The sequence below is a fragment of the Pseudomonas sp. TH32 genome, assembly GCF_016650855.1.
In the GTDB taxonomy this organism is placed as follows: Bacteria; Pseudomonadota; Gammaproteobacteria; order Pseudomonadales; family Pseudomonadaceae; genus Aquipseudomonas.
The window spans coordinates 4,976,728-4,988,974 of the sequence record NZ_JAEKFA010000002.1 but is presented as its reverse complement, the minus strand read 5'-3'; the positions used below and the strand labels follow the sequence as shown (position 1 = coordinate 4,988,974).

The window sequence follows — 12,247 nt, the reverse complement described above, 5'->3', positions numbered from 1 at the left end:
GAGGGAGCTTGCTGTGGCGAGGGAGCTTGCTCCCGCTGGGTTGCGCAGCAGCCCCAAAATCTTGGGAGCGCTTCGCACTCCAGCGGGAGCAAGCTCCCTCGCCACAGAAGAACGATGCTGCTCATAAAGTGAACACCCGAACCAAAAGCGCCACCTTTTAGCGCGTCGCAATTAGATAAGTAGCTCCCGAACGATTTCCCTCCATGACCATCTGTCACCCGTGCTTGTGGTGACAGACTTTTCCCACGTCGTTTCTCTCCCTTCCCACAAGTGCTACCGATCTGCTCACACACCTTGAGCCTGCGTTCTCTCGCGTCTTTTCTGGGTCATATCCCCCACTCCATGCGCGGGCTTATATAGACACGTCATGAGGTCGTTTTCAGGAGTTATTGAATGTGCATTCAACTTTAGGCATGGCATTTGCTCTATCAATACAAAGCCTCTCGCCACAGGAGTTTCCTTAAGGTGATGAGCGCAATAACAAGAGCCTCGCCTGAGGCCATCACCCGCTTTGTGTGAGGAGATACCGCGATGACGTCGTTCAACTCAGGGGCTCAACCCCAGAACCGTGCGCCTCAATCCATCGGCTTTTTGCTGCTGGACAATTTCACGCTGATTTCCCTGGCCTCCGCAGTCGAACCGCTGCGCATGGCCAACCAACTTTCCGGCCGCGAGCTGTATCGCTGGACGACGTTGAGTGTCGACGGAAACCAGGTGTGGGCCAGCGACGGTCTGCAAATCACTCCCGATGCCTCCATGCACAAAGCCCCGGCCCTGGACACTGTGATTGTCTGCGGCGGCGTGGGTATCCAGCGCACCGTGACCCGTGAACATGTGTCGTGGCTGCAAAGCCAGGCGCGCCAGTCCCGTCGCCTCGGCGCGGTGTGCACCGGCAGTTGGGCCCTGGCTTGCGCCGGCCTGCTGGACGGTTTTGATTGCAGCGTGCACTGGGAATGCCTGGCGTCGATGCAGGAGGCTTTCCCCCGCGTGGCGATGAGCACACGCCTGTTCACCCTCGACCGCAACCGCTTCACCAGTTCGGGCGGCACCGCGCCGTTGGACATGATGCTGCACCTGATCAGCCGCGACCACGGCCGTGAATTGTCGGCGGCGATCTCCGAGATGTTTGTGTACGAGCGCATCCGCAACGAACAGGATCACCAGCGTGTGCCGCTCAAGCACATGCTCGGCACCAACCAGCCGAAACTGCAGGAAATCGTCGCGCTGATGGAGGCCAACCTGGAAGAGCCGATCGACCTCGATGAGCTGGCGGTGTACGTCGCGGTTTCCCGGCGTCAGCTGGAGCGGTTGTTCCAGAAATACCTGCACTGTTCGCCGTCGCGCTACTACCTCAAGTTGCGCTTGATTCGTGCGCGGCAGTTGCTCAAGCAAACGCCGATGTCGATCATCGAAGTGGCGTCGGTGTGCGGGTTTGTCTCCACGCCGCACTTCTCCAAGTGCTATCGCGAATACTTCGGCATTCCGCCGCGCGATGAGCGCGTGGGTTCCAACACCACGCAACAGGTTGCGATGATGCCGATTCCGCAGGCGCTGGTGTTGTCACCGTTGTCCGGGCCGTTGTCGGCGTTGAGCCAGGCGCGCAATGAGTCGACGTTTGCGAGTGTAAGGCTCTAGACCGGGTCGCCTGCATCGCAGGCAAGCCAGCTCCTACATTTGAACGAGTTATTGCTCAAAACACCGATCAATGTGGGAGCCGGGCTTGCCCGCGATAGCGGTCTGTCAGGCGCCAGAGTTCTGCCTGAACTGCACCAACGCCGGCAATAACTGCTTGTCGATCGCTTGCCTCACCGCCGGCAAAATCGTCGCGCTGCCGGTGTACATCTGCTCAACCATACCCTTGAGTGCCTTGGCCCGCGCCGCACTCAAACCGCGTACCGCGCATTCACAAGCCTGCTCGGCGGTCGCGCCGCTGGACACTTCGAAACCCAACGACCGCAGCTGGCCCAGCAGGTCATCCTGGTCAATCAAATCCGCGTGCATCATGACGTTTATCCTGGTTAGGGGAGCGGGGGTTGAGTTCGATTCTGGTAGGCCATCACCGAGTCGGCAAGGCCTGAATGCGCGAATGTCCGGGACACCTATGAACAGGTCGTTTTCGGGCCATTTATAAACGCGCGGAATGTGCACACTGGAACCCAGCAAGCAGCTTGAAGGTTTGGTCACCCTCGGGATGCACCGCTCACACAAAGCACTCTGCCCCGATCCCGTCACGGCTGGATCGGGGCTTTTTTTGGCTGGGATTTGTGGGGTTGCAACTGGCCTAATCGCAGGCAAGCCAGCTCCCACATTTGAAGGTATTCACAAATCAAAATGTGGGAGCTGGCTTGCCTGCGATGGCGGTCTACCTTTGCAACACCAATATCCGGGACAACAACTCATCCCGATCGATATAGCAGCCCTGGAAATGCCGCGCGCCGGACGCCGGATCAAACGCATTGCGCGCATGCAGGGTGCGGCGATTATCAAAGCACCACAGCTCGCCCGGATTCAGACGTTTGACCAACCGAAAACGCTCTTCCCGGGTCATCGCAATAAACCGGCGATAGGCGCGATACAGCAACGGCATCTGCGCGGCTGGCGCTTCAAACGGCCCGCGCAGAAAGTTGGCCATGCGAATCTCGGCGACCTCTCCCAAGGCATCCAGCGCGATGATCGGCGCCAGCCGGCGATAGTCGCTGTGACGGTCCTTGTTGCGAAACTCCACCGGGATCTCGCACAGCGCGCGAAAGGCTTCGGGGTCTTCATCGCGCAAGGCCCGGGCAATGGCAAAACCATCGACAAAAATACTCTCGCCACCGTCGGCGTCGTTGACCAGGCAGTGCAGGAATTGCAGCCCCGGTTGCAGCTCCCGCGTCGGCAAATCACTGTGCAGCGGCAGGTTGAATGCGGTGTAGGCGTTGCTGTCGGCATCGGCCTTGGATTGCACGTTGAACAGCACCCCGAAATTACTCTCGCGGATGAACGAAATGCGCTTGGCGATCAGCGCCAGTGAGCCGGGTTCGGTGGGCACGCCGCGCACTAGGGTCAGGCCGCTGTCTCGCAGGGCCAGCAGCCATTGCAGCAGGGCGTCCGGGTCTTCCATCAGCGCCGCGTAGTCGAATACGGGCAGCTCGAACGTGTGGTCCCACAGTCGCGATTTCGGTTTGGCCGCCCGGCGCTCCGCGCGGGATTCATCGTCATAGGCGTGCGCCCGCAACCACCCGGGATCGTATTGGCTGCGATGCCCGCCGCTCCATTCCACCGTCAGCAAACCCTGGTCGATACGCGCACTGAAGGCTGTGAGGTTTTCGTCCACATCGACGATTTCCAGCACTTGTTCACGGGTCACGCTGTAGACGCAAACAGGGCACGGGCAGTTGTCCCGCAGCCACGGGTGATGGAACGGACTGACCCGCCCATCGGCCCATCGCACACTGAGGTGATCGCCGTGCACCTGCACATCGGCCAGGTCACTGATCAGCGGGTACGTACGGAAGTCGGCAACAGCGGCGGCGGTTTGCATGGCGATTCCTTATTTTTGGGGTGGCAGTCCAATCACGCGGCCGAGCAGGGCGGGCTTCGGCAGGTCGGTTTGTTCGGCGCTGATGCTTGCAAGTTTGCCCAGCACCGCGTCACTGAATGGCGCCGAGTGCGGGCCGGCGAGGTCGACGTGGAGCAGCATTTGCTCGTTGCCGGCCAACTCCTTCTCGTCGCCCACCCGATGCAGGCTGTGATAGAGATGCAGGCGCTTGCGGTCGTGGGCGATGAGCTGGGTGTGCACCTCGACGTCGGCGCCCAGCTTCACTTCGTGCAGGTAGTTGAGGTGCAGTTCCAGGGTGAACAGCGAGTGGCCGCTGGCTTCGCGGTTTTCGCTGTCCAGGCCCAGGGTGTCCATCAGCGCATCGGTGGCGTAGCTGAAGATCAGCAGGTAGAACGCATCGCGCAGGTGGCCGTTGTAGTCGACCCACTCGGGGAGGACTTTGGTGGTGTAGGTGGTGAGTGCGGGCATGTCATGGGTTCCGGGTATGTACTCGGTCAAATGTGGGAGCTGGCTTGCCTGCGATGACGGTGCAAGATTCGCCACCGCCATCGCAGGCAAGCCAGCTCCCACAGGAAATCAACAGCCGTTATTCGGCGAAGGTCATGCCGTGTTTTTCCTTGGTGGTCTTCACCGCCTCCAGCACCGCCAGCAGGCAATCATCACGATAGCGCTCCAGCGCCGAAATGCTGTGTTTGCCCAACTGATCGCTGGTGCCGTCCACGACATCGTCGATCAACTTGTCGGTCAATTCCGGGGCCGGCAAATAGGTCCACGGCAACTGCAAGGCCGGGCCAAACTGCGCCATGAAGTGCCGCATGCCGGCATCGCCGCCTGCCAGCGTATAGGTCAGGAATGTGCCCATGAATGACCAGCGCAGACCGGCGCCAAAGCGAATCGCATCGTCGATCTCGCCAGTGGTTGCCACCCCGTCGTTGACCAGGTGCAACGCCTCACGCCACAAGGCTTCCAGCAAACGATCGGCGATAAAACCGGGCACCTCTTTGCGCACGTGCAAAGGGCGCATGCCGAGGGATTCGTACACCTTGATCGCCGCCTGAATGGCTTCGGGTGCAGTGTTTTTGCCGCCCACCACTTCCACCAGCGGCAACAGGTAAACCGGGTTGAACGGGTGACCCACCACGCAGCGTTCCGGGTGCGTGGAGCCTTCATAAAACTCACTCGGCAACAGCCCCGATGTGCTCGAACCAATCAACGCATTCGGCTTGGCTGCCGCGCTGATCTTGCTGTGCAATTCCAGCTTCAACTCCAGGCGTTCCGGGGCGCTTTCCTGGATGAAGTCGGCGTCTTTCACGCACTCTTCAATTGTGGCCACAAAGCGCAGACGGTCTTGCGATGCGCCGGGTGCCAGGCCTTGTTTTTCCAGGGCGCCCCAGGCATTGGCGACACGTTTGCGCAGGGCCGCTTCGGCGCCGGGCGCCGGGTCCCAGGCCACCACATCCAGGCCGTGGGCCAGGGCGCGGGACACCCAGCCGCTGCCGATAACACCGCTGCCCAGCGCTGCGAAAGTTTTGATTTCAGTGATAAAGCTCATGGCAAATTCCTAAAGAGTTCGGTGATTCGGTTCCTGCAGGGCGTCGTGTGGTGAGCCTTAGCCGCGTTTGGTCAGGCCCATCTTCACGCGGCCTTCGGCAGGGGTCATGACCCGTGCACCGAGGCGGCTGAGGATTTCGCTGGCGCGTTCCACCAGTTGGCCGTTGGTGGCCAGTACGCCCTTGTCCAACCACAGGTTGTCTTCCAGGCCGACCCGTACGTTGCCGCCCAGCAGCACCGCTTGCGCCGCCATTGGCATCTGCATGCGCCCAATCCCGAAGCCGGCCCACACCGCGTCAGCCGGCAGGTTGTCGACCATGGCCTTCATGGTGGTGGTGTCGGCCGGCGCGCCCCATGGGATGCCCAGGCACAGCTGGAACAGCGGGTTGTCGAGCAAGCCTTCCTTGATCATCTGCTTGGCGAACCACAGGTGACCCGTGTCGAAAATTTCCAGCTCGGCTTTAACGCCCAGCTCCTGGATACGCTTGGCGCCCGCCCGCAGCTGGGCCGGGGTGGAGACGTAAATGGTGTCGCCATCGCCGAAGTTCAGGGTGCCGCAATCGAGGGTGCAGATTTCCGGCAACAGTTCTTCCACATGGGCCAGGCGGGTCAACGGGCCGACCAGGTCGGTGTTGGGGCCGAACTCCATGGGGTGCTCGCCGCCACCGATTTCCAGGTCGCCACCCATGCCGGCGGTGAGGTTGACGATGATGTCGACGTCCGCCTCGCGGATGCGCTCCATCACTTCGCGGTACAGCGCCACGTCGCGGCTGAACTTCCCGGTTTCGGGGTCACGTACGTGGCAATGCACCACGGTGGCACCGGCCTTGGCTGCTTCCACCGCAGCGGCAGCGATTTGTTTGGGAGTGACCGGCACGTGGGGGCTTCTGGCGGTCGTGTCGCCAGCACCGGTGAGTGCGCAGGTGATGATGACGTCGTGGTTCATGAGGCAGGTTCCTTACAGGCGTGGTGATGCCGTTCGCAGCCGGGAGCGGCTGCGAAACGGTGATTCAGAAAAGGTTATTTGCTGGTCAATTGCAGGTTGGCGGCGGCCGGATTGCCGTCAAAGGTGGTCACGCCTTCCAGCCAGCGCTGCTGGTCTTGCGGGTGATCCTTGAGCCATTGCTTGGCCGATTCGAGAGCGTCCTTGTGATCCAGCAGCGGCTGCATCATTCGGCTCTCGTCGGCGGCGGTGAAGGTCAGGTTGCTCAGCAACTTGTGCACGTTGGGGCATTGCTCGGCGTAGGTCGGCGAAGTGACCGACCACACGGTGGCCATGCCTTCGTTCGGGCCCAGGGCATCATCGCTGCCGGTGAGGTAAGTCATGGCCACGTTGACGTTCATCGGGTGCGGCGCCCAGCCGAAAAACACCACGGCTTCCTTGCGGCGCACGGCGCGGTCGACGGCGGCGAGCATGCCGGCCTCGCTGGATTCCACCAGCTGGAATTTGCCGAGGCCAAATTGATTCTTGGCGATCATCGCCTTGATCTGGGTGTTGGCTCCCGAGCCCGGTTCGATGCCGTAGATCTTGCCACCCAGTTCCTTTTCAAACCTGGCGATGTCGGCGAAGGTTTTCAGGCCCTTGTCAGCCAGGTAAGTTGGCACCGCCAAGGTCGCGCGGGCGTCTTCCAGCGACGGCTTGTCGAGCACCTTGACCTGCTTGGCGTCGACAAACGGGGTGATGGTCTGGGTCATCAGCGGGTTCCAGTAGCCCAGGAACAGGTCCAGGCGCTGGTCGCGAATCCCGGCAAAGATGATTTGCTGGGAGGCGCTGGTTTGTTTGGTCTTGTAGCCGAGGCCGTCGAGCAACACTTGGGTCATGGCGCTGGTGGCGATTACGTCGGTCCAGTTCACCACGCCCATGCGCACGTTCTGGCAAGAAGCCGCATCGGCTGCCATGACGTTGGTGCTCAAAATGGCGCTGGCGCTGAGTGCGAGCACGCAGCGGCTGATCAGTCGGTTCATGGTGGTTCCCTCGGCAGGTTGTTATTGTGGGTTCCGGCGTCTTTGTGCGCCGTGCAGCCAAGTTACGCAGCTTCAGAGGCGACAAAACGCACGGCGGCGACCAGCTCTTGCACTGCAGCGACCTGCCCCCTTGAATGACCGATTGAACTGGCGTATCACAGTGACCACGCTGTCCGTCCTACGAGAGCGCTCCATGTCCCAGGATTTCTACTTTCTGCTGATGCCGGGTTTCTCCGCCATCGGTTTTATCTCCGCGATCGAACCGCTGCGGGTTGCCAATCGCTTTCGTGGCGAACTGTACCGCTGGCACGTCTTGAGCGCCGACGGCGGCGCGGTGCTGGCGAGCAACGGCATGTCGGTCAACGCCGACGCCGCGCTGGAGCCATTGAAGAAGGGCGCGACGTTGTTGGTGGTGGCCGGCTTCGAACCACTGAAGTTCGCCACGCCGGCCCTGGAACACTGGCTGCGACGCCTTGACCACGATGGGGTGACCCTGGGCGCCATCGACACCGGCGCCTGCGTGCTCGCCGAAGCGGGCCTGCTCGACGGCCACCGCCTGACCCTGCACTGGGAAGCCATCGACGCCTTCAAGGAATCTTATCCACAGCTGACGGTGACCCAGGAGCTGTTCGAGATCGATCGCCGGCGCATCACCTCGGCGGGCGGCACCGCGTCCATCGACCTGATGCTCGACCTGATCAGCCAGGCCCATGGGCCGGAGTTGGCGATCCAGGTGTCCGAACAGTTTGTGCTCGGCCGCATCCGCCCGCGCAAAGACCACCAACGCATGCAGATCGCCACGCGCTACGGCATCAACAACAAGAAGCTGGTGCAGGTGATTGGCGAGATGGAGCAGCACACCGAACCGCCGCTGAGCACACTGGCGCTGGCGGAGACGATCAAGGTGACGCGGCGGCAGTTGGAGCGGCTGTTTCGGCTGCACCTGAACGACACGCCGAGCAATTTCTACCTGGGCTTGCGGCTGGAGAAGGCGCGGCAGTTGCTGCGCCAGAGCGACATGAGTGTGCTGGAGGTGAGCATCGCCTGCGGGTTTGAGTCGCCGTCGTATTTCACCCGCAGTTACCGGGCGAGGTTTGCCAAGTGCCCGAGGGAGGATCGGCGACGGGAAGCGGTGTGAGCACCGCTCTCGAGAACAATGCAGATCAAATGTGGGAGCAGGCTTGCTCGCGAATGCGGTACATCAGGCGACGAATGCGTCGACTGATGTACCGCATTCGCGAGCAAGCCCGCTCCCACAGGGGATGTGTGGTGTGGCTTATTTCTTCACCAGTGCCGAGCATGCAGCTTTGTAAGCTTCATGCTGATACTTGTTCAGCGTCGCCGGCAAGGCAAAGTCGTGTTTCTTGCTCTGCGCGTTGATGGTTTGCGGTGACAACAGCGTCACCTCAACACCGCCCAGCAACTGAAACACACCTTCAATCTTGAACGTGGTCGGGCCACCGGCGAATTCGCCTTTCTTGCTGCGCTTCTTGATGGCGATGCGGGTGATCGCGTTTTCCCGCACAAACGCACTCACCTGAGCAGCGAAGGCCTTGACGTTGGCCGCCTCATCATCGTCTTCAAGGGCTATTTTCTTGGTGGCCAGGGCAACGTGGCTCATTGCCTGGCCGTCCAGCGAGGCGACGGCGATGATGGCTTCACTGCCTTTGATTTCGATGCCGCAGATAGTCATGGGGGCGCCTTGGAAAAGTGGAGAGGGCCCGAATGGTATCAGGCCCGAGCCGGTTGGCGCGCTCCGGCCATCAGGCTCAGGCACGCGGCCCCCAGGGCCAATGCAGTCACCAGTGCACCCACCAGCGGCGTGATTTCCAGGCTGCCCTTGGCGATCACCACACCACCCAGTGCCGCGCCCAAGGCCACGCCCAGGTGCATCGCCGAGGTGTTGATCCCCACATTGGCCTCACCCGATTCGGGTGCGGTGTGCAGCAAATAGTTCTGCACCACCGGCGAGATGGTCCAGCTCAACGCCATCCACAACGCGTACAGCGCCAGGAAACTCGCCAGCGAACCGGTGGCCCATGGCAGCAACGCCATGACTAGGGTGAACAGCGCCGGGATCAACACCAGCGCGCGCTTGAACCCCAGCCGGTCCGACAGCCAGCCGCCGCAATAACCACCGCTGATGGCCGCGATGCCGAAGAACACATAGAGATAACTCAAGGAAGCGCCATGGATGCCCATGGTCTGTTGCACATAAGGCGCCAGGTAGGCGAACAGCACAAAATGCCCGGTCAACAGCAAGATCGACACCAGTTGCGCCAACAGCAGCTTGGGAATCACCAGTTGCCTGCAGTAATCACGCAACGAGGTGGGCGGGCGGCTGGCAAACGTCGGCAGGCTCAAGCGCAACAGGGCGGCGATCACCACCGCCAGCAGTGCCAGCAGCAGGAACGGCGCACGCCAACTGAGCGACTCGCTTACGGCAATCCCCAGCGGAATCCCAAGCACCAGCGAACCGCTGATGCCCATGAACACAATGCCGATCGCCCGCCCACGCAAGCGGGCGTCCACCAGCGATGCCGAGAGGGTCGACGCCAGCACCACCACCAACGCACAACTGGCCGCGCTGATGATGCGACAGACCAGCAGCATCCAGTAATTCACCGCCAGCCCGGAGCCCAGGTTGCCCACCGCAAAGGTCAGCAACGCGGCAATCAGCAGGGAGCGCCGTTCAATGCGCGACGTCAGCGACAGCAGGGGCGCGGCGCACAGGGCAAAGGTCAGGGAAAACACCGCCGTCAGCTGCCCGGCAGCACTCAGGGTGACGCCCAGTTCCCGGGACAACAGCGGCAGAATCCCGCCCACCAGGTTTTCATCGATACCAGCGACGAAGGCGGCGAGGGCGAGGAGGTAGATGCGTGGGTTCATGGGGCGGCATTGGTAGAAATGGGCGCTGATCATGGCGGGCAATGTGATTGACTGGCAAGTCAACAAAATTGCTCGGGGCCGGACCGGAATTTAAAGATGCACAAAAATATTTAATAATAAGGGATAAAATGTTGTCCGTTATGATGATTATTTTGTGATTATAGATAATCTGTTATCCATTACAGTTTCATTATTTTTATCGTTGCTACACTTGCTCACACTCCACCGGAAGTCGAACCATGGCCCTTACTCATATCCTCTACGCCCCCGGTGAGATCGCCCTGCTGATCGCCGGCAACGCCAAAGCGCTTCGGTTGAGTAAAAACCTTTCTCGACGGGCACTGGCGACCAAATCCGGGGTGCCCGAGTCCACGATCAAGCGTTTCGAGACAACCGGTAAGGTTTCCCTGGATGCGCTGTTATTGATTGCAATGAGCCTGGGCGTCGGCGAGCAACTGGCCCAGTTGTTCAGCGCGCCAGCACCGGCCAGCCTTCAAGAACTGAAAAATCACACCAGGCTTCGAGGTCGTCAATGAAACCGGTCACTGCGCTCCACGTCATGTTGCAAGGTTCCCGGGTGGGTGAGTTGGTCGATATCCCCCGTAAAGGCCTGTATTTCTCCTATGACCCGAGCTGGCTGTTGAAGGGGTTCAATCTGGCGCCCCTGCACATGGAGTTTTCATCAAGGCCTCAGCTGGCTGCGGACACCACGCGGTTCAATGGGCTGCAGGGTGCTTTCAGCGACTCCCTGCCCGATGGTTGGGGGTTACTGCTGATGGATCGTTTCTTTCGCCGCTCAATGGCGATTGAGCGGCATGCGTTGGGACCTTTGGACCGATTGGCCTACATGGGCGACCGGAGCATGGGGGCATTGGAATACGTGCCTATGTTCGAAAAGGATCCCGATCAGGCGGCCCTGGATCTGGCCTCTCTCTACCAGGCCTCCCAGGACGTTCTGTCGGGTGAGACCTGTGAAGTGATTGAATCATTGCGTTTCGCCGGTGGTTCGCCCGGCGGTGCCCGTCCCAAGGCGGTCATCGGGCTGTCGCCTGACAAGTCCCGGGCCATTTCTTCATTTGGTGAGATGCCGAATGGATACGAACACTGGCTGATCAAATTCCGCAGCCAGGACGAGCATCGCGACAGCGGCGCGATCGAGCAGGTTTACGCAATCACGGCTCGCAGTGCCGGCGTCGAAATTTCCGCCTCGGACGTGTTAGAGGTCTCGACACCGACGGGTATTGAGCGTTTCTTTGTCACTCGCCGTTTTGACCGTGACGGCGCCATCCGCCGGCACATGCTGACAGCCGCTGCGATTCTGTACGCAGACTTCCGCATGCCCAGCCTGGATTACGGCGACCTGTTGCGCCTCACATTCGCGATTACCCAGGATGCCAGCCAGGTGCAGAAAATGGCGCGGCTGATGGTGTTCAACGCGCTTGCCCACAACCGGGACGATCACGCCAAAAACTTCTCGTTCTTTGGCTCAGCCAATGGCTGGCACATGGCGCCGGCGTACGACCTGACATTTTCCAGCACCAGTGGTCGCGGCAACGAGCACACCACGGCGTTTGCGGGCGCCGGCCACCCGACACGCAAGGTGATCATCGAAGTCTGCAAGCCATTCAGCTTTCTGGAGCCTGAGCTTTACATCGAGCAGACCCTGGACGCGTTATCGCAATGGAATCAGCACTGTGCCGACTTCGAGGTTGATAAGGTCCAGCGGGAAAAAGTGCTGCTGACGCTTAACTCGGTATGGAAAGACTTCTAACGCTTATTCCTGCCCGATCGACTCCAAAAACTCCGACCGCTCATCACTCATCCGCGCCAGGCAGTCATTCTGTTGGATCGCGTACTCCTTGCTGCCCGCCACCGCCGGGAACGTATCCACGGCGCAATCCGCGTCACGTAACTTTTCCCACTTCTGCTGGGCATCCTTCAGACGAGCGGTAATGTCCGCCAGCTGCGTCTTGTTGCTGCCATAGGTCGAACCCATGCGTTCCAGCAGCCCCTGGTAGTTATCCTTGAGCAGTTGCTCGGCGGTGGTTTTGTTGTAGGTGGCGCATTCCAGGGTTTGTTTGTCGTTCTCGATGCCATCGCAAGGCGTGTTGTCGGTGTCTTCAGCCGCGTGCACGCCGGTTGCGATGAGTGCCAAAGCCAGGAAAATCGATTTCATTGCGCCGTCTCATATCAGTTGATGAGCAAATTCTGGCTCAAGCGTAAGACAAAGAACAGATACCCGTCGGAGATGTCATGTTGGCCTTTGTCGCGGATTGACGCTTTCGGCAATTCCCTTGTCGT

Annotated in this window: 13 protein-coding genes; 4 read left to right on the top strand and 9 right to left on the bottom strand. The window is 60.5% G+C overall.

Going from position 1 to position 12,247, the window contains the following annotated elements:
* The first annotated feature begins 531 nt into the window (after positions 1-531).
* Positions 532-1,635: a choline metabolism transcriptional regulator GbdR gene (gene gbdR / locus JFV30_RS26600; protein WP_003216915.1), complete on the top strand. Its 1,104-nt coding sequence runs from the start codon at positions 532-534 to the stop codon at positions 1,633-1,635.
* Between the two features lie 105 nt (positions 1,636-1,740).
* Here gbdR and JFV30_RS26595 read toward each other — a convergent pair whose 3' ends face one another.
* The 6 genes from JFV30_RS26595 to JFV30_RS26570 all read right to left on the bottom strand — a co-directional run bounded on the left by JFV30_RS26595 (position 1,741) and on the right by JFV30_RS26570 (position 7,057).
* On the bottom strand, positions 1,741-2,004 hold the full coding sequence (locus JFV30_RS26595; protein ID WP_003216918.1) for a hypothetical protein: 264 nt from the start codon (positions 2,002-2,004) through the stop codon (positions 1,741-1,743).
* A gap of 358 nt (positions 2,005-2,362) precedes the next feature.
* Positions 2,363-3,523 carry a gamma-butyrobetaine dioxygenase gene (locus JFV30_RS26590; protein WP_201125565.1) on the bottom strand — a complete coding sequence of 387 codons (1,161 nt, stop codon included), beginning with the start codon at positions 3,521-3,523 and terminating at the stop codon, positions 2,363-2,365.
* 9 nt (positions 3,524-3,532) lie between these two features.
* Positions 3,533-4,009 carry a thioesterase family protein gene (locus tag JFV30_RS26585; RefSeq protein ID WP_201125564.1) on the bottom strand — a complete coding sequence of 159 codons (477 nt, stop codon included), beginning with the start codon at positions 4,007-4,009 and terminating at the stop codon, positions 3,533-3,535.
* A gap of 118 nt (positions 4,010-4,127) precedes the next feature.
* Positions 4,128-5,093 carry an L-carnitine dehydrogenase gene (locus JFV30_RS26580; RefSeq protein ID WP_017476440.1) on the bottom strand — a complete coding sequence of 322 codons (966 nt, stop codon included), beginning with the start codon at positions 5,091-5,093 and terminating at the stop codon, positions 4,128-4,130.
* 57 nt (positions 5,094-5,150) lie between these two features.
* Positions 5,151-6,038, bottom strand: a complete 888-nt coding sequence (locus JFV30_RS26575) for a 3-keto-5-aminohexanoate cleavage protein (protein WP_201125563.1) — start codon at positions 6,036-6,038, stop codon at positions 5,151-5,153.
* 74 nt (positions 6,039-6,112) lie between these two features.
* Positions 6,113-7,057, bottom strand: coding sequence for a choline ABC transporter substrate-binding protein (locus JFV30_RS26570; protein ID WP_201125562.1), 945 nt, complete (start codon positions 7,055-7,057; stop codon positions 6,113-6,115).
* 193 nt (positions 7,058-7,250) lie between these two features.
* Between JFV30_RS26570 and JFV30_RS26565 the strand changes: the two genes are divergently transcribed.
* Positions 7,251-8,195 (top strand): GlxA family transcriptional regulator, encoded by a 945-nt coding sequence (locus JFV30_RS26565; protein ID WP_169386959.1) that lies wholly within the window; start codon positions 7,251-7,253, stop codon positions 8,193-8,195.
* A gap of 138 nt (positions 8,196-8,333) precedes the next feature.
* Here JFV30_RS26565 and JFV30_RS26560 read toward each other — a convergent pair whose 3' ends face one another.
* Positions 8,334-8,750 carry a DUF3010 family protein gene (locus JFV30_RS26560; protein ID WP_201125561.1) on the bottom strand — a complete coding sequence of 139 codons (417 nt, stop codon included), beginning with the start codon at positions 8,748-8,750 and terminating at the stop codon, positions 8,334-8,336.
* A gap of 38 nt (positions 8,751-8,788) precedes the next feature.
* Positions 8,789-9,946, bottom strand: coding sequence for an MFS transporter (locus JFV30_RS26555; RefSeq protein WP_201125560.1), 1,158 nt, complete (start codon positions 9,944-9,946; stop codon positions 8,789-8,791).
* Positions 9,947-10,185: 239 nt separating this feature from the next.
* Between JFV30_RS26555 and JFV30_RS26550 the strand changes: the two genes are divergently transcribed.
* Both JFV30_RS26550 and JFV30_RS26545 read left to right on the top strand, forming a co-directional pair.
* Positions 10,186-10,482: a helix-turn-helix domain-containing protein gene (locus tag JFV30_RS26550; RefSeq protein WP_201125559.1), complete on the top strand. Its 297-nt coding sequence runs from the start codon at positions 10,186-10,188 to the stop codon at positions 10,480-10,482.
* The gene (locus JFV30_RS26545) at positions 10,479-11,717 is read left to right on the top strand and encodes a type II toxin-antitoxin system HipA family toxin (RefSeq protein WP_201125558.1); all 1,239 of its coding nucleotides are present in this window, start codon (positions 10,479-10,481) and stop codon (positions 11,715-11,717) included. The genes JFV30_RS26550 and JFV30_RS26545 overlap by 4 nt, the downstream gene beginning before the upstream one ends.
* Before the next feature lie 3 nt (positions 11,718-11,720).
* On the opposite strand, the gene JFV30_RS26540 is transcribed toward JFV30_RS26545, so the two are convergent.
* A complete protein-coding gene (locus JFV30_RS26540; protein WP_010167522.1) occupies positions 11,721-12,122 on the bottom strand; it encodes a lysozyme inhibitor LprI family protein in 402 nt (133 codons plus the stop codon).
* Between the last annotated feature and the right edge of the window lie 125 nt (positions 12,123-12,247).

Bases quoted from the DNA above. Each gene is read 5' to 3' on its own strand.
- JFV30_RS26595 (WP_003216918.1), bottom strand. From the start codon at position 2,004: ATGATGCACGCGGATTTGATTGACCAGGATGACCTGCTGGGCCAGCTG.
- JFV30_RS26570 (WP_201125562.1), bottom strand. From the start codon at position 7,057: ATGAACCGACTGATCAGCCGCTGCGTGCTCGCACTCAGCGCCAGCGCC.
- JFV30_RS26585 (WP_201125564.1), bottom strand. From the start codon at position 4,009: ATGCCCGCACTCACCACCTACACCACCAAAGTCCTCCCCGAGTGGGTC.
- JFV30_RS26580 (WP_017476440.1), bottom strand. From the start codon at position 5,093: ATGAGCTTTATCACTGAAATCAAAACTTTCGCAGCGCTGGGCAGCGGT.
- JFV30_RS26555 (WP_201125560.1), bottom strand. From the start codon at position 9,946: ATGAACCCACGCATCTACCTCCTCGCCCTCGCCGCCTTCGTCGCTGGT.
- JFV30_RS26590 (WP_201125565.1), bottom strand. From the start codon at position 3,523: ATGCAAACCGCCGCCGCTGTTGCCGACTTCCGTACGTACCCGCTGATC.
- JFV30_RS26575 (WP_201125563.1), bottom strand. From the start codon at position 6,038: ATGAACCACGACGTCATCATCACCTGCGCACTCACCGGTGCTGGCGAC.
- JFV30_RS26550 (WP_201125559.1), top strand. From the start codon at position 10,186: ATGGCCCTTACTCATATCCTCTACGCCCCCGGTGAGATCGCCCTGCTG.
- gbdR (WP_003216915.1), top strand. From the start codon at position 532: ATGACGTCGTTCAACTCAGGGGCTCAACCCCAGAACCGTGCGCCTCAA.
- JFV30_RS26540 (WP_010167522.1), bottom strand. From the start codon at position 12,122: ATGAAATCGATTTTCCTGGCTTTGGCACTCATCGCAACCGGCGTGCAC.
- JFV30_RS26545 (WP_201125558.1), top strand. From the start codon at position 10,479: ATGAAACCGGTCACTGCGCTCCACGTCATGTTGCAAGGTTCCCGGGTG.
- JFV30_RS26565 (WP_169386959.1), top strand. From the start codon at position 7,251: ATGTCCCAGGATTTCTACTTTCTGCTGATGCCGGGTTTCTCCGCCATC.
- JFV30_RS26560 (WP_201125561.1), bottom strand. From the start codon at position 8,750: ATGACTATCTGCGGCATCGAAATCAAAGGCAGTGAAGCCATCATCGCC.